Source organism: Paractinoplanes brasiliensis, from assembly GCF_004362215.1.
Taxonomy (GTDB): domain Bacteria; phylum Actinomycetota; class Actinomycetes; order Mycobacteriales; family Micromonosporaceae; genus Actinoplanes; species Actinoplanes brasiliensis.
Genome location: NZ_SNWR01000001.1, coordinates 5,272,390 through 5,287,811, shown reverse-complemented (window position 1 = coordinate 5,287,811; position 15,422 = coordinate 5,272,390). Strand labels below are relative to the sequence as shown.

Annotated in this window: 14 protein-coding genes and 1 riboswitch; of the genes, 7 read left to right on the top strand and 7 right to left on the bottom strand. The window is 68.6% G+C overall.

Going from position 1 to position 15,422, the window contains the following annotated elements; all coding sequences use genetic code 11:
- Positions 1–96: 96 nt before the first annotated feature.
- Genes C8E87_RS24055 through C8E87_RS24045 form a run of 3 tightly spaced genes read left to right on the top strand, consistent with a single transcriptional unit; the run spans position 97 to position 4,387 of the window.
- A complete protein-coding gene (locus C8E87_RS24055; protein WP_133875181.1) occupies positions 97–699 on the top strand; it encodes a TetR/AcrR family transcriptional regulator in 603 nt (200 codons plus the stop codon).
- Complete coding sequence (locus C8E87_RS24050; RefSeq protein ID WP_133875180.1) at positions 699–2,435, top strand: ABC transporter ATP-binding protein; 1,737 nt, start codon at positions 699–701, stop codon at positions 2,433–2,435. The genes C8E87_RS24055 and C8E87_RS24050 overlap by 1 nt, the downstream gene beginning before the upstream one ends.
- A gap of 50 nt (positions 2,436–2,485) precedes the next feature.
- Complete coding sequence (locus C8E87_RS24045; protein WP_133877046.1) at positions 2,486–4,387, top strand: ABC transporter ATP-binding protein; 1,902 nt, start codon at positions 2,486–2,488, stop codon at positions 4,385–4,387.
- A gap of 61 nt (positions 4,388–4,448) precedes the next feature.
- On the opposite strand, the gene C8E87_RS24040 is transcribed toward C8E87_RS24045, so the two are convergent.
- Positions 4,449–7,109 carry a Calx-beta domain-containing protein gene (locus tag C8E87_RS24040; protein WP_438866190.1) on the bottom strand — a complete coding sequence of 887 codons (2,661 nt, stop codon included), beginning with the start codon at positions 7,107–7,109 and terminating at the stop codon, positions 4,449–4,451.
- Between the two features lie 230 nt (positions 7,110–7,339).
- Positions 7,340–7,418: riboswitch (cyclic di-GMP riboswitch) on the bottom strand.
- Between the two features lie 265 nt (positions 7,419–7,683).
- Between C8E87_RS24040 and C8E87_RS24035 the strand changes: the two genes are divergently transcribed.
- The gene (locus C8E87_RS24035) at positions 7,684–8,064 is read left to right on the top strand and encodes a hypothetical protein (RefSeq protein WP_133875178.1); all 381 of its coding nucleotides are present in this window, start codon (positions 7,684–7,686) and stop codon (positions 8,062–8,064) included.
- Positions 8,061–8,588 carry a DUF6036 family nucleotidyltransferase gene (locus C8E87_RS24030; protein WP_133875177.1) on the top strand — a complete coding sequence of 176 codons (528 nt, stop codon included), beginning with the start codon at positions 8,061–8,063 and terminating at the stop codon, positions 8,586–8,588. Before C8E87_RS24035 ends, C8E87_RS24030 begins: the two co-directional genes overlap by 4 nt.
- Before the next feature lie 67 nt (positions 8,589–8,655).
- Here C8E87_RS24030 and C8E87_RS24025 read toward each other — a convergent pair whose 3' ends face one another.
- The 6 genes from C8E87_RS24025 to C8E87_RS24000 all read right to left on the bottom strand — a co-directional run bounded on the left by C8E87_RS24025 (position 8,656) and on the right by C8E87_RS24000 (position 14,579).
- Complete coding sequence (locus C8E87_RS24025) at positions 8,656–9,846, bottom strand: hypothetical protein (RefSeq protein ID WP_133875176.1); 1,191 nt, start codon at positions 9,844–9,846, stop codon at positions 8,656–8,658.
- An 87-nt stretch (positions 9,847–9,933) separates the two neighbouring features.
- Entirely contained in the window at positions 9,934–10,725 is a 792-nt protein-coding gene (locus C8E87_RS24020; RefSeq protein ID WP_133875175.1) for an ABC transporter permease, read from the bottom strand.
- Positions 10,722–11,558 (bottom strand): ABC transporter ATP-binding protein, encoded by an 837-nt coding sequence (locus tag C8E87_RS24015; RefSeq protein WP_133875174.1) that lies wholly within the window; start codon positions 11,556–11,558, stop codon positions 10,722–10,724. Before C8E87_RS24015 ends, C8E87_RS24020 begins: the two co-directional genes overlap by 4 nt.
- Positions 11,559–11,692: 134 nt before the next feature.
- Positions 11,693–12,451, bottom strand: coding sequence for an ABC transporter permease (locus C8E87_RS24010; RefSeq protein WP_133875173.1), 759 nt, complete (start codon positions 12,449–12,451; stop codon positions 11,693–11,695).
- Complete coding sequence (locus tag C8E87_RS24005) at positions 12,448–13,362, bottom strand: ABC transporter ATP-binding protein (protein WP_133875172.1); 915 nt, start codon at positions 13,360–13,362, stop codon at positions 12,448–12,450. The genes C8E87_RS24010 and C8E87_RS24005 overlap by 4 nt, the downstream gene beginning before the upstream one ends.
- Positions 13,363–13,427: 65 nt before the next feature.
- Complete coding sequence (locus tag C8E87_RS24000) at positions 13,428–14,579, bottom strand: RNA-guided endonuclease InsQ/TnpB family protein (protein ID WP_275408943.1); 1,152 nt, start codon at positions 14,577–14,579, stop codon at positions 13,428–13,430.
- Positions 14,580–14,656: 77 nt separating this feature from the next.
- Here C8E87_RS24000 and C8E87_RS46815 point away from each other — a divergent pair, with 77 nt between their 5' ends.
- Positions 14,657–14,896: a transposase gene (locus C8E87_RS46815; protein WP_133877045.1), complete on the top strand. Its 240-nt coding sequence runs from the start codon at positions 14,657–14,659 to the stop codon at positions 14,894–14,896.
- A gap of 54 nt (positions 14,897–14,950) precedes the next feature.
- Positions 14,951–15,418: a ribonuclease HI gene (gene rnhA, locus C8E87_RS23990; RefSeq protein WP_133875171.1), complete on the top strand. Its 468-nt coding sequence runs from the start codon at positions 14,951–14,953 to the stop codon at positions 15,416–15,418.
- The last annotated feature ends 4 nt before the right edge of the window (positions 15,419–15,422 follow it).

The following is a 15,422-nucleotide window of genomic DNA, read 5'->3' as shown; positions in this document are numbered from 1 at the left end:
CCCGGCGGCCGGCAACCTGAGCGAAACCGGCCCGCGTCACGACCCATGACAAATATCAGTGGCTGAGTGAGTGCTCGCTCATTAGAGTGGGCGGACGTGGAGAACAGACGACGGCGGGTGCCCGCGCTGGCCCCTGAGGAGCGTCGCGAGGCCCTGGTCGCCGCGACCATCCCGCTGCTGCACGAGCACGGGGTCGACCTCAGCACCCGGCAGATCGCCCAGGCCGCCGGCGTGGCCGAGGGCACGATCTTCGGGGTCTTCGAGACGAAGACGGCGCTGGTGGTCTGCGCGGTGATCAAGGCGCTCGACCCGCAGCCGACGATCGACGCGCTCAACCAGGTCGACCGTGGCCTGCCGCTGCGCGAGCGGCTGGTGCGGGCGACCGAGCTCGTGCACGCCCGTTTCGCCGGGAACGCTCAACTCATGGGGGCGGCCCGAAAGCTGATCATCGCGGGGAAGGACGGCGAGACGGCCGCGCGCCTGGCCACCAACCGGGAACGGCTTCACGCCGCGCTCACCGACGTGATCGCGGCCGACGGCGCTCAGCTGCGCCGTCCACCGGCGGCGGTGGCCTCACTGCTGCTGCTCTTCTGCGGCGCCAACACGTACGGGCCGTTCGGCGACCCGGACGGCTTCAGCGGCGAGGACACGGTGTCCCTGCTGCTCGACGGGCTGCTCATCCGACGGGGGACCCCTTAGTGCTCATCCAACTGCTCCGAGGGCATTTACGGCCCTACCGGCGAGACATCACGCTCGTCGTGCTCTTCCAGTTCCTGCAGACCCTGGCCACGCTCTATCTGCCGACGCTGAACGCCGACATCATCGACAACGGCGTGGTCAAGGGCGACACCGGCTACGTGATGCGGATCGGCGGCTGGATGCTCGCCGTCACCGTGGGCCAGATCGCCGCCCAGGTCGTCGCCGTGTACTTCGGCGCCCGTACGGCCATGGCGGTCGGCCGGGACGTCCGCGCGTCGATCTTCTCGAAGGTGCAGGACTTCTCGGCCCGCGAGGTCGGCCAGTTCGGCGCGCCCTCGTTGATCACCCGCACCACCAACGACGTCCAGCAGATCCAGATGCTCGTCCTGATGACCTTCACGCTGATGGTCTCGGCGCCGATCATGTGCGTCGGCGGCATCGTGCTGGCCCTGCGGCAGGACGTGCCGCTCTCGGCCCTGCTGCTGGTCATCATCCCGATCCTGGTCACCACCGTCGCGCTGATCATCGCGCGGATGCGGCCGCTGTTCCGTTCGATGCAGAAGCGCATCGACCGGGTCAACCAGGTCATGCGCGAGCAGATCACCGGCATCCGGGTGATCCGCGCGTTCGTCCGCGACGAGCGCGAGCAGCAGCGGTACGAGGTCTCGAACGACGAGCTGACCGACGTGTCGCTCAGGGTCGGCAAGCTGATGGCGCTGATGTTCCCGAGCGTGATGCTGATCGTGAACCTGTCGAGCGTCGCGGTGCTCTGGTTCGGCGGCCACCGCATCGACTCCGGCGCGATGCAGATCGGCGCGCTCACCGCGTTCCTCAGCTACCTCATGCAGATCCTCATGTCGATCATGATGGCGACCTTCATGTTCGTGATGATCCCGCGGGCCGAGGTCTGCGCCGAGCGCATCGAGGAGGTCCTGGGCACCGATTCCAGCGTGGTTCCCCCCGTACGGGCGGTGACGTCGGTGACGCAGCACGGGCGGCTGGATCTGCGCGGCGTCGACTTCCACTACCCCGGGGCCGAGTCTCCGGTGCTGTGCGGCATCGACCTCACCGCCCGGCCACGCGAGGTCACCGCGATCATCGGCAGCACCGGCAGCGGCAAGACGACGCTGCTCAACCTGATCCCCCGGCTGTTCGACGCGACCGGCGGCCAGGTGCTGGTCGACGGCGTCGACGTCCGGGAGCTCGACCCGGCGCTGCTGTCCCGGCTGGTCGGGCTCGTGCCGCAACGGCCGTACCTGTTCACCGGCACGGTCGCTTCCAACCTGCGGTACGGAAATCCCGACGCCACCGACGAGGAGCTGTGGCGGGCGCTCGAGGTGGCCCAGGCCCGCGACTTCGTCGAGCGCATGGAGGGCGGCCTCGACGCGCCGATCGCCCAGGGTGGCACCAACGTCTCCGGCGGCCAGCGGCAGCGGCTCGCGATCGCCCGGGTGCTCGTGCACAAACCCGAGATCTACCTGTTCGACGACTCGTTCTCGGCGCTCGACTACGCCACCGACGCCGCGCTGCGGGCCGCGCTCACCGACCACATCGCCGACGCCACGGTGGTGATCGTGGCCCAGCGGGTGAGCACGATCCGCGACGCCGACCGGATCGTGGTGCTCGACGACGGCCGGGTCGCCGGCACGGGCACACACGCCGAACTCATGGACACCAACGCGACGTACAGGGAAATTGTCCTGTCGCAGCTCACAGCACAGGAGGCAGCAGCGTGACCGCGCCCCGTCGCCCCGGCCCTCCGGTCGGTGGGCCTCCCGCCGTACGGATGATGGCCGGACCCGCCCCGACCGAGAAACTGCAGGACTTCAAGGGCTCGACCAAACGCCTGCTGGCCCGGCTCAAACCGCAGCGGATGCTGGTCGGCTTCGTGGTGCTGGCCGGCGCGGTCAGCGTCGCCCTGTCGGTGATCGGCCCCTACCTGCTCGGACACGCCACCGACGTGATCTTCAAGGGCGTCATCGGGCAGATGTTCGGCGCCGGCGTCACCAAGGCCGACGTGGTCGCGGGCCTGCGCGCCCGGGGCGAGAACACCCAGGCCGACCTGCTCTCGGCGCTCGACTTCGTCCCCGGGCGCGGCATCGACTTCGACCAGCTGGCCCGGGTGCTGGCCTGGGTCGCGATCGTGTACGTGTTCGCGTGGCTGTTCGGCATCCTGCAGGGCCGGATCACCGCGCACGTCGTCCAGACGGCGGTCTACCAGCTGCGGCAGGAGGTGGAGGCGAAGCTGTCCCGGCTGCCGCTGTCGTACTTCGACCAGCAGCCCCGCGGTGAGGTGCTGAGCCGGGCCACCAACGACACCGACAACATCGCGCAGACCCTGCAGCAGACGTTCGCCCAGCTCATCACGTCGCTGCTGATGATCGTCGGGGTGCTCGGCGCGATGTTCTGGATCTCGCCGCTGCTCGCCCTGATCGCGCTGATCACGGTGCCGGTCTCGTTCTTCGTCACGACAGCTGTGGGCAAGCGCTCGCAGCCCAACTTCGTGGCGCAGTGGTCCACCACGGGCAAGCTCAACGGGCACATCGAGGAGATGTTCACCGGGCACTCGCTGGTCAAGGTGTTCGGCCGGCAGGACGAGGCCGCCGAGGTGTTCCAGGAGCACAACGACAAGCTGTACGCGTCGTCGTTCCGCGCGCAGTTCATCAGCGGGCTGATCCAGCCGGCCATGATGTTCATCAGCAACCTGAACTATGTGCTGGTGGCCGTGGTGGGTGGCCTGCGGGTGGCCTCGGGGTCGTTGTCGCTGGGCGAGGTGCAGGCGTTCATCCAGTACTCGCGGCAGTTCAGCCAGCCGTTGACCCAGGTGGCGTCGATGGCGAACCTGATCCAGTCGGGTGTGGCGTCCGCCGAGCGGGTGTTCGCTTTGCTGGACGCTTCCGAGCAGTCACCCGAGCCCGCCGCGGTCGCCCTTGATTCCGTACGGGGTGAGATCGTCTTCTCCGACGTTTCGTTCCGGTATGTTCCCGACAAGCCACTCATTTCGAACTTGTCGCTTGTTGTGGAACCTGGGCAGACTGTGGCTATTGTCGGCCCCACCGGGGCGGGCAAGACGACGCTGGTCAACCTGCTGATGCGGTTCTACGACGTGGACTCGGGGCGGATCCTGCTCGACGGGGTCGACATCGCCACCATGCCCCGCGAGCAACTGCGCGAAGAGATCGGCATGGTGCTGCAGGACACGTGGCTGTTCGGGGGGACGATCGCGGAGAACATCGCGTACGGGGCCGACTCCTTCGACATGTCAGCCGTGGAGCGCGCGGCCACCGCGGCTCACGTCGACGCTTTCGTGCGGATGCTGCCCGACGGCTACGACACGGTGATTGACGAGGAGGGCTCCAACGTCAGCGCCGGCCAGAAACAGCTCATCACCATCGCACGGGCGTTCCTCGCCGAGCCGTCCATCCTGATCCTCGACGAGGCCACGAGCTCGGTGGACACCCGTACGGAGGTCCTGATCCAACGGGCGATGGCGACGCTGCGCGAGGGCCGGACGTCGTTCGTGATCGCCCACCGCCTGTCCACGATCCGCGACGCCGACGTGATCCTGGTGATGGAGAACGGCCAGATCGTCGAACAGGGAACGCACGACTCGCTGATCGCCGAGGGCGGCGCCTACGCCCGGTTGTATTCCGCCCAGTTCGCCCAAGCTGTGGCCGAGGTGGATTAGTCCCTCACGAGGCGACGGGGGCGGCCGAGTGGCCGCCCCCGTCTTCGTTCCTGCTAGTTACTTACCGAACGGTCACCCGCTGCTGCGCGGTGAAGTTCGGCAGCGTGCCCCGGCCGGGCTCACCGGCCACCCAGGCACGGAGAACAACGGAGCTGCCCGAGGCGAACTTCGGACCGGTCCGGTAGACACCGTCCGCGCCGGTCTTGCCGCTGCGGATGGTGACCCAGGCGCCGTTACGCCACTGCTGGATCGCGGCGGTCTGGCCGGCCCCGGCGGGGTTGCCCTTGACGCCGAGGTTCAGCTGACCCCGCGTCGTGGTCGAGACCACGAGGGTCGGGTTCTGCGTCATGAAGACGGCGACCTCGTTGGACCGCATGTTCTGCGACAGCGTGGCGAACCGGTAACCCGAGGTGATCCGCTGCTCGAACCAGTAGTAGCCGTCCTCGTCAGCGGTGATGGTCCGCAGCGGCTTGAGCGCGCCGCTACCGACCGCGCCACCCCAGACCTGAACCTCCGCGTTCGGAGCAACCGTGCCGTCCACCTCGACGGTCGACGGACCGGTCACGCGGGCGGGCGCCTTGATGGTCGGCTTCGGAGCCTCACCGGGCTCCTCACCGGGCTCCTCGCCAGGCTCCTCACCGGGTTCCTCGCCAGGTGTGCCACCGTTGGCCGCGATGGTGATGATGCCGTCGGTCACGGTGCCGACATTGCCCACACCGAAGCCCGAAGCGATGATCGTCTCAGCCGGCTCCGCGACGTTGTCCTGGGTCAGCGGAATACTCGTGATGTTGACGATGGTGCCCGGCGCGGTACCGGCCGCGATGGTGAGCGGCTGGACACCCGGGTTGCTGAAGTCGTTGTTGTCGGCGGCCTTGCTGCCGGAAACAGAGCCTCCGGTGAAGGTGACGTTGACAACGGTGGAGCTCTGCGACTGGCCGGTGATGACACCCTTGACAGCGACCGACTCGCCTTCCGCGCCTGTCACGCTGGTGACCTCGAGGTCAGGGGCGTCGTCGTCGTTCTGCAGCGTGAGCGTCGCCGAGTCGGCGAACGGGGAAGTCATGTAGTTCTGCCCGTTCACACCCGCCTGTGCGGTCGCGGTGATGCTGGTCGTCTCGTCACCCTCGAAGACTGCGTCTCCGTTGACGAGCACAGCGACCCAGCCGGTGGTCATCTCCGGCGGAATGGTCACCGTCGTGTTGAGCAGGGTGTAGTCGTAGCTGCCGACAACGCCGAGGGCGTTGGACGCGGTGCCCGGCGTGTCCGTCAGGTCGAGCTTGATCGCGTGATCGCTCGGGTTGCTGAGCTTGATCGGCAGCACCGACACCCAGGGGTCGTTGCCCTCCTTGACGAGGCTGTCGTCGAAGGAAGCGATCGTCGGCGCCGAGTCGTCATCGGTGATGGTGACCGTGGCCGGACCGCTCGCGCTGAGGCTGGCCGGGGTCTCCCCCGGGACGGCCGTGGTGGTGACGGTGAACGCCTCGCCGGAACCCTCGTCGATCCGGTCGCCGATGATGTCCACGGTGAACGTCTGCGTGGTGGTCCCCGGCTCGAAGACGAGCTGGCCGCTGCCCGCGACGTAGTCCTTGCCGGCGAGCGCGGTGCCGTCCACAGTCGCCCAGTCGACCTTGACGGTCTTGCCCGACTGGCTGCTCAACGACGCGGTGAAGGTCGCCCACTTCTTGTCGGCATCGCCCTCGGTCACCGAGGACGGCGAGATCGTGACGGTCGGGCCGAGGTCGCCCACCGCGTCGACGATGGTGCCGGTGGCCTTGATCGTCGCACCGAGAGCCGCGTTGGTCGGGCTCAGCAGCTGGATCGCGTAGTCCTCGTTGGGCTCGTCGAGCGAGTCCGTGAGGGTGGGGACGGTGATGGTGGTGCTCGTGCCCCCGGGAGCGATAGTGACGCTGCGGTTGGCCGGATAGGTGAAGTCGTAACCCGGCGTTGCCTTGCCGTTGCCGGTCGCGGGCGTCGTGTCGACCGCCTCCCACTGCACGGTGATCGGCACCTCGGACTTGGTGTCGGTGGTCACCGTGTAGGTCGCGTTGGACCCCTCGTTGGTCTGGCCACCGCCGGACAAAGTGAGCTTCGGAGTGGCCTGGGCGTCCTTGATGCTGACCGTGGTCGAAGCAGTCGTGGGCAGGGTGGTACCAACAACAAGACCGTTGACCGTGAACGACTCGGTGTCTTGCGCGTCCTTCACGGTGTCATTGGTGACCGAAACGTCCTTCGTCCCGGACAGCTGACCCGCGGCGATCACAATCTGATCGGTGGGTGCACCTACCAGCGCTGTGTAGTCACCGGCCGGCGCGACCCCACTGGTGGCGGTTCCATCGGCCGTGGTCAGACCAACAGTCGTCTCGACACCCGAAGGCGCGCTCAGCGTCGCCGTGATGGTGCTCTTGGCGCCAGCGGACTCGGTCACCGTCGTCGGCGAGGCAGTCAGCGTGTACGACGGCTTGGAATCGTTGTCGTTGATCGTGCCAACGGCCTCAGTCCAGTCAGTCGCGTTCGCATTGGTCGCGCGCAGCGTGAAGGTTTCCGCGTTCTCGTAGAGCGCGTCATCCGTTGTGGTGATCACGACCGTCTTGGTCTCGGCCCCAGCGAACGTAACTGTGTACGGCGTCGTTGGGAGCGCTGTGTAATCAGTGCCCGAGACAGCTCCATTGCTTACGGCAGGCGTGGTGGTGATGGTCCACGTCCCACTGGTTGTGGAGGTCATCGAGAACGTGATGTTGCCACCCTCAGTCACAGCCGATGGGGTGGGCATGGAGAGTGTCGGGTCAGGTGTCGTCGCGAATGCGGGCGACGACACCATGACCGGCAGACCGACGATGCCGGCCACGGCGAATGCCAGTGCTGTTCGCACGGACTTACGGCCACGCAGAGCGAACGGAACCCAGCCGCTCGAGTCTGCATGGGCTTTGGGATAGCGCATGTTTTTCTGTCTCCTTCGGCGGCTGGGCTGCCTCCGTCGGGGAGGCCCCTGGCTTTGCGTCCCCGCCTTGCGGCGGGTTTGCCTGTTCGGGTACCGCACCGATGGGCGGGCTCGGGGAACCGGCTTGGGCCGGGCGAGCAGCGAAAGCCGAGAAAGATCCAGCTTCTCGCCTTCCGTAATCTAACCGGCCTATCGCCTCGTTAGCGGCGGAACGCTTTTTTCGGCTTAAATCGACCAGTAGGCACTGGGTGACCCGGGTGAGGGCAATGTCAGCGGCAACCTCGACGCCACGCGGCGGACCTGAACCGCCGTACGATCGTCTTGGTGTTGATGACCGACTTCCGCTAGACATGTGACCATGGCGTACCAGCCGATGACCCTTGCCGACCTCGCGGGCCAACTCGCCCCCCGGCACGACGAGAAAATCCGGTGGAAGCTCGTCTGGGAGTTCTTCGAGGAATACAGGTGGGCTGCCGAACGGCAACAACCTGGGCTTTTTCTCGACGAGCCGCCGCTGATCGGCAACGAGCAGTGGGACGTGTTGCTGGCAGCCATTGCAGAACATCTCGCTGCTCAGTTGGATCTCGCTCCACCGGAGTGGTCACGCGCCCGGGTGCTGGGGACCCCCTGGTTTCCGTCGTCGCTCAGGTCGAAGCGGATGGAAGCGTTGGTTTCAGCGCCTGCCGCGTTCCGCAAGCACGGCGTCTACCTCTCTGCCCGGGATCTTGAGGCGGCATGAGCGACGATGGCCTCCTTGGGCGCGCTGAGCTGGCTCAGGCATTCGCTGCTCTCGGCGACAGGCTGGTTCGCAGGGGCGTGGTAGCTGACTTGTTCATCGTCGGCGGAGCAGCAATGGCCTTGGCCTACGACGCACAGCGGGTGACCCGTGATGTGGACGCGACCTTCGTGCCGCACGGCGTCGTGCTGGAGGAGGCCCGTAACGTCGCAGAGGCTCTGGGTTTGCCACCGTGGTGGCTCAACGAGCAGGCCAGCTCTTATGTCTCTGCCCAGCACGATGCCGGCAAGCGTGAGGTGTTCGACCATCCGGGCATCCGGGTGATGGCGGCGTCGCCGGAACACGTGTTCGCGATGAAGGCGTTTGCCGCTCGCACCCGCGACGAGGAAGACCTGCGCTCCCTAGCGAGCATCATCGGTGTCACGGACCTTCGCGCCGCGCTGGAGTTGTGTGAGCGCTTCTTTCCAGGAGAGCCGTTGCCTGCCAGGTCCCAAGCGATGCTTGAGGATTTGTTCCATCCCGGATAGCCCCACCCCGGGCGGTTCAAGTGAAGCAGCCGTGGTGGCGCAACCTGGATGCGGAACGGAACGGCCCCTAGGCAGGCGGTGCTACCGAGCGACGGCGGCGGAAGGCGGCGCCCAGCAGCCACGGGGCGGCGCCCACGGCCAGGAAGAACGTGAGCAGTGGGAGGCGCCACCAGCGGGAGATGAAGCGGGTCGGCGGCTGCGGCTCCGCGGTGGCGACCCAGGGGCGAGCGGAATTCGACCAGGCAAGGAAGGCGTCGCCGATGGGGGCCACGCCCAGGGCGTAACGCTTGGTCCACGGGGTGGAGACGGGGACGCCTGCGACCTCGCCGAACTGGGACAAGCCGGTGGCCAGGGAGGTGTCGCCGTGGACGCGGGCCGCTCCGATGGCTACGGCGGTGGCCGAGAGGCTGATTCCGAGCACGAGCGGGCCCGAGTCGACGTTCGAGGGGCCGTCGGAGCCGCGCGGGTGTTCGCGGACGGCGGGGCCGATGCCGAGCGGGGCGTCGAGGAACGCCGTACGGAATCGGCTGTAGTGCTGGGCGGCGAACGAGGCGTCGATCTCGGGCAGGAAGCGGTTGAGCAGGCTCTGGGATGTGCCCTGGGCGCCGGAGGTGGGCTCCCCGGCAGCGGCGTCGACGGTGTGCGGGATGAGCCGGGTGGCGGGGTCGAGACGGGCTTTGACGCCGGCCAGCCAGCGGAGGGCGGTGGCGTCGTACGCGGGGGTGAGCAGTTTGTCGTGCAGGCGCAGCGAGGCCATCGCGACTGTGGAGTCGACCGGCCACGCCTGCCCGGGATAGGAGACCAGGTACGGCGTCGGGGACTCGTCGAAGGCTGCGGCGATGGCGGCCGACTCCTGCTGGAAGGTGCGGGTTTCGGCCGGGTCTCGGGTGAGCCCGACGATGCCGCCGCGCAGCCAGTTGATCCAGCCGCGATAGAAGACGCCGTACCGCAGGGGCATGTCACCCAGGAACGGCGCGCGGCCGGCGTCCGACTCGAGCCGGGACAGGGCCCAGCGGGCGTCGTCGGGACGGCCGGCGTCGACGGAAGTCAGGCCGTAGAGGGCGTACAGGAAGAAATAGCCCTCGGGGAAGAGCCTCTGCGCGTCCTCGGCAGCGCCGGACTCCAGCTCGTGCCGCAGAAAGGCCAATTGCCGCCGTACGCCGGAATCGCCGTCGGCGGGGGTCAGCAGCCGGACCGCCCCGAGGGCCGCGGCCGCGCTGATCGCCACCGCGAGCGCCAACCGCACGATCTTGAGCACCGGCCGAGCGTAGACACCCGCGCCAACCGGCATCGTTCAGACCGGTCTGTTCAGTCGGACGCTGGTGCAGCTCCTGGTCCTCCGGGCTCACCGGTCGGACCGGCTCCACCGGAACGTCGCCAGGCACAGCACCAATCCGACCACACACCACGCGCCCAGCACCAAGGCGATGCGACCCAGCTCCCACTGGCCGGCCGCCTCGTTGACCCGCATGCCGTCGGGCAGGAAGACGTAGCGGAAGCCCTGGGCCATCCACTTCACCGGGAATATCGAGGCGACGGTGATGAGCCACGACGGCAGCTGCGTGAGGGGGTAGATGAACACGCCCGAGATGAACTGCAGGACCACCACCGGCACGTTGAGGATCGCGCCGGCCGTACGGGCGTGCTTGACCACCGTGCTGACCGCCATGCCGAGCAGCGACGCCGAGATCACCGAGAGCACGAAGATCCAGGCGAACGCGACCCCATGCGACGCGTCCGGCAACGACATGCCGAAGAACAGCGCGCCGACCCCGATCAGCAGAACCGCCTCGGCCACCGCCAGGACCAGGACCAGGAGCAACTTCCCGAGCACGTACGAGGTGGCGCTGATCGGCGTGCCGTGCAGGCGTTTGAGCGTGCCGTCCTCGCGGTCCATCGCCAGCCCGGCGCCCATCGTGACAAAGGCGGTGGTGAGGATCCCGTACGCGATCATGCTGGCGGAGAAGACGTGGGCGGCGCTCACCCCCGGCTGGTCGTACGAGTCCTGGAAGATCGTGCCGAACAGAAGCAGGAGCAGGGCCGGGAACGCGAACGTGAAGACCATGGCCGTGCGGTCGCGGAAGAACTGGAGCAGCTCGACGTGTCCGCGGCTGACCCCGAGGGTGAGGGTGCTCATCGGTTCGCTCCGATCAGGCTCAGGTAGACGTCCTCGAGCGTGGGCCGGGTGACGGTCAGCGTGCTCAGGTCGGTGTCGGCGGCGAGCAGCTTGCGCAGCAGCGGCGCCGGGTCGGCCACCTCCTCGCTGTGCCGCACGCCGTTCTCGTGCCAGGTGACCCGGGCGGCGGCGGACGCCCGCCCGCCCAGCTCGGCCGGGGTGCCCTCGGCGACGATCTGCCCGCTCGCCAGCACGGCCAGCCGGTCGGCCAGGGCCTCGGCCTCCTCCAGGTAGTGGGTGGTGAGCAGGATCGTGGTGCCCTCGGCGGCCAGCGCGCGGACCAGGTCCCAGAAACGGCGGCGCGCCTCGGGGTCGAACCCGGTGGTGGGCTCGTCGAGGAACAGCAGCTCGGGGCGGCCGACGATGCCGAGCGCGACGTCCAGCCGGCGGCGCTGACCGCCGGAGAGCGTACGGATGCGGCTCTTTTTCTTCTCCTCGAGCCCGACCAGGCCGATCACCTCGGCGACCGGGCGAGGGCCGGGATAGAACCCGCTCACATGCTTGATCATCTCGTGCACCGTCAGGTCGGCGGCGTCGTCGGTGTCCTGCAGCACGATGCCGATCCGGGCCCGCCACTCCGGCCCGGCCGTACCCGGGTCCTCGCCGAGCACCCGCACCTCGCCGCTGTCCCGCCGGCGGTGCCCCTCCAGGATCTCGGTGGTGGTCGTCTTGCCGGCGCCGTTCGGGCCGAGCAGGGCGAACACCTCGCCGCGGGCCACGTCGAGATCGATGCCGCGGACCACCTCGTGGCCCTTGTAGGCCTTTCGCAGGCCGCGCACCTCAATGGCTGTCATACCATCGATACTGCTGGGTCAGGGGTTTCGCGGCGACATCCACCCGGCCGTCAACCGCTGTCAGCCGCTGTCAGCCGATCGGTGGACAGCTCGGGGCAGCCTCGGCGTGTCCTTGTGCCCGGGCTCGGGGCGCGTTACTCCCAGCGGAACTTGCGGGCGGCGGCGGTCACCATGACCACGGCCCACGCGCCGAGGCTCAGCCAGATCGCGCCGGGCACGCTACCGCCGTACGACAGGGTGGCCCGCAGCGCCTCGGCGTGCGCGGCCAGCGGCAGCAGCAACCAGCCGAACGTGCCCAGGTCGGGGGCGGCGAACATGATGCCGCCGGCCGCCAGCATCAACACGTAGATCAGCGTGGCGGCGCCCGTCGTGGCCTCGGGCCGCAGCAGGCTCGCCATGAGCAGGGCCAGGCCGCTGTACGCCGCGGTGGCGAGCACGGTGACGCCGAGCGCGGGCAGCAGCGCGCCGAGATGCGGACGCCAGCCGACGGCCACGCCCACCGCGGCCAGCACGACCAGCTGCGCGATGATCAGGCCGAGCACCGCCGCCGTTTTCGCGAAGAGCAGGCCGGGGCGGGTCAGCGGGGAAGCGCCGAGCCGCTTGAGCACGCCGTAGCTGCGCTCGTAACCGGTGGTGATCGCCTGGCCGGTGAACGCCGTCGACATGACGGTGAGCGCGAGCACCCCGGGCACGACGAAGGCCAGCCGGTCGTCGCCGGGCACGTTGGTGACCTCGGTCAGGCCCGCGCCGAGCATCACCAGCAGCGGGACGGCCAGGGCCAGCACGACGGCCTCGCCGCGGCGCGCGGTCAGCGTCAGCTCCATGCGGATCTGGCTGGCCACGACGCCGCGCAGGGGCGCCCGGCCGGGGGCGGGGGTGAAGACGCCGCTCATCGGTGAACCTTCTCCCCCGAGGTCAATGCCAGATAGACGTCTTCGAGGGTGCGCCGGCGCGTGTTCACGGCGGTGACCCGGGCGCCCGCGCCGGCGAACCAGCCGAGCACGCCGGAGATGGCCGCCGCGTCGAGAGCGCCGGTGATCGCGTACTCCCCCGGGGTGGCCTCGGTGACCTTGAACTCGGACAGGCAGCCGTCGGGCACCAGGCCGGGATCGGCACGCACCTCGAGCAGGTCGATGCCGGCGGCCGCGGTCAGCTCGGCGGGCGAGCCGGTCGCGGCGACCACACCCGAGCGCATGATGACGACCTCGTCGGCCAGGCGCTCGGCCTCGTCGAGCAGGTGGGTGGTGAGCAGCACGGACACGCCGTCGGCGCGCAGTTCCTCGATGAGCCGCCACGTCGTGTGCCGGGCCTCGGTGTCCATGCCCGCGGTGGGCTCGTCGAGGAAGACGAGCTCGGGTCGGCCGACGAGCGCGATGGCCAGGCTCAGGCGCTGCTGCTCGCCCCCGGAGAGCCGGCGCCACCGCGTACGCTCGAACTTGCGCAGGCCCAGCCGGTCGAGCAGCATCTCGACATCGAGCGGGGTGGCCGCGAACGAGGCGAACAGGCGCAGGATCTCGCCGGCCGTCGCCCACGGATAGACGCCGCCCGACTGCAGCATGATGCCGAGCCGGGGCATCAACGCGTCGTGGTCGTCCATCGGGTCGAGGCCCAGCACCCGGGCGCTGCCGTTGTCGGCCCGCCGGAAACCCTCGCAGACCTGCAGCAGGCTCGTCTTGCCGGCGCCGTTGTGCCCGAGCAGCGAGAGCACCCGGCCGCGGGGCACGGTGAGCGAGACCCCGCCGACCGCAGTCGTGTCGCCGTAGCGCACGACGATGTCGCGTAGCTCGACCGCCTCGTCCGTCACGGTCAACCACTCTACGTGGCGGGCGTTCCGCCTCGGCTGAGGGCGGGGCGGCCCAGTTAGGGTGCTCACTTAACGATCCCGGATGAATCCGGGGGTTTTCCTCCGGGGCCATGCCCTGGATTCCCAGCTCGGACTGCACCTGACCCACCTCGGAAGGAGGCGATCTGATGTCTGACGTCGTCGGCACTGGCACGGTCGCGTTCAGCCGTGGCGAGGATCGTCCTCGCGGCGTTGAGGTCGCGGTCGGCGGTGTAGCCGCAGGCCGTGCACTCGAAGATGCGGACACCCAGTCCGAGGCGGAGATTGGCTCTCTCACCGCACCCGGAACAGGTCATCGTGGTATAGGCGGGCGGCACCAGCACCACCTTCCGGCCCGCCCGCGTACCACGCTCGATCAGTTCCCGCTTGGCCGCGCCGATCGCGTTGTCGGCGGCCTTGCGGGCCATGGTGGTCCTGGCCAGGAAATTCGGCTTGAAGTCCTCAACGGCGATCAGGTGGTGGCGCTCGACCACGTTCTTGGCCCAGACACGTGCGTCGTGGGTGTTCTGCCGGGCGGCCTTCTTGACGATCCGAGCAGCCTGGCGCTTCGAGGCCTGGTAGCCCTTCGACGGGGCGTGCCCCTTGGCCCGGCGGCGCCGGGCCATCTTGCGCTGGGCCTTGGCCAGCTCGGCGGCGCACCGCTTGCGGTGGCCCAGGTGCGGCAGGTCGAAGGCCGGGTTCGTGGTGGTGGCGGTGGTCTTCACACCCCAGTCCACACCGATACCCGGCAGGTCCGCGCCCGGTACGGCGGCCTGATCGCGGCGGACCACGAACGAGGCGTACCAGTAGCCCAGGCTGTCGCGGTAGACCCGCACGCTGGTCGGCTCGGACGGCAGGGCACGGGACCAGACGACCGGGATGGTCACCTTGCCGGGCAAGCAGAGCCGGTTGTTCTTGATCGCCGGGCCCCGGGTGGTGTACTCCAGGCTCGGCAGTGCCACCTTCAGCTTCTTGACGGCCGGCCGGCCCCGGCCCTTGACCTTGAACGAGTGATCCAGGGCAGTGCCGTAGGTGCGCAGCATCTGCTGCTGGGCCACCTGCGACCCGGCCCGCAGCCAGGCGTTACGTCCCCGGGCCTCAGTCAGCATCTTCGACAGCTTGCCGAACGTCGGCTTACGGCCGGTCTTCTGCTGGTGGACGGCTTCGTTCCACAACCACCTGCACCGGCCCCCACTCACCGAGCAGCGCAGCCCGCGCCCTGCGGCCAGGCCTCAGGCGGTAGGTGTAACGAACTGTCTCGACCACGCCGGACAACATACAACTCAAAGCTGCACGCTGTCCGACATGGACGAGATCAGGTCAAACAACAACGTCGCGGCTCATCCGGGAGGAGTTCCCAGAGATCCGAACCCGGATCCCGACCCTGTGGACCAATAGCTACTTCGTCGCCACCATCGGCGGTGCAATTTTGGAGATCGTGAACAGGTATGTCGAGAACCAACGCAACGTCTGGCCAGACAGCCCTCCGCCCCGGCGGCGAATGGGCTATCCCTGACCCACTCCACAGGCAATCCGAATCCTTCCCACGGCCAAAGCCGGAGGTTTCTCGATGACCGTGGTGGAGATCTACACCGACGGGGCCTGCGTCCCCAACCCCGGGCCGGGCGGCTGGGGCGCCGTGCTGCGATACGGCGCGAAGGAGAAGGACCTGTGCGGCGGCACCGCGGAGCAGACCACTAACAACCGGATGGAGCTGATGGCCCCGATCCGGGCGCTGGAGACCCTCAACCGGGCGCCGCTGACGGTCAAGCTCTACACCGACAGCATCTACGTGCGCGACGGGATCACCAAATGGCTGCCGCGCTGGTCGGCCAACGGGTGGCAGACGTCGGCGAAGCAGCCGGTCAAGAACGTCGACCTGTGGCAGCGCCTGGACGCGGCCGTACGGCGTCACGACGTGCAGTGGCACTGGGTGAAAGGGCACGCCGGGCACCCGGAGAACGAGCGGGCCGACCGGCTGGCGGCTCGGGGTCTGCAGGAGGCGGTCGCTTCGGGCAAAGTTGTCGGTGGGGCCTGATAGA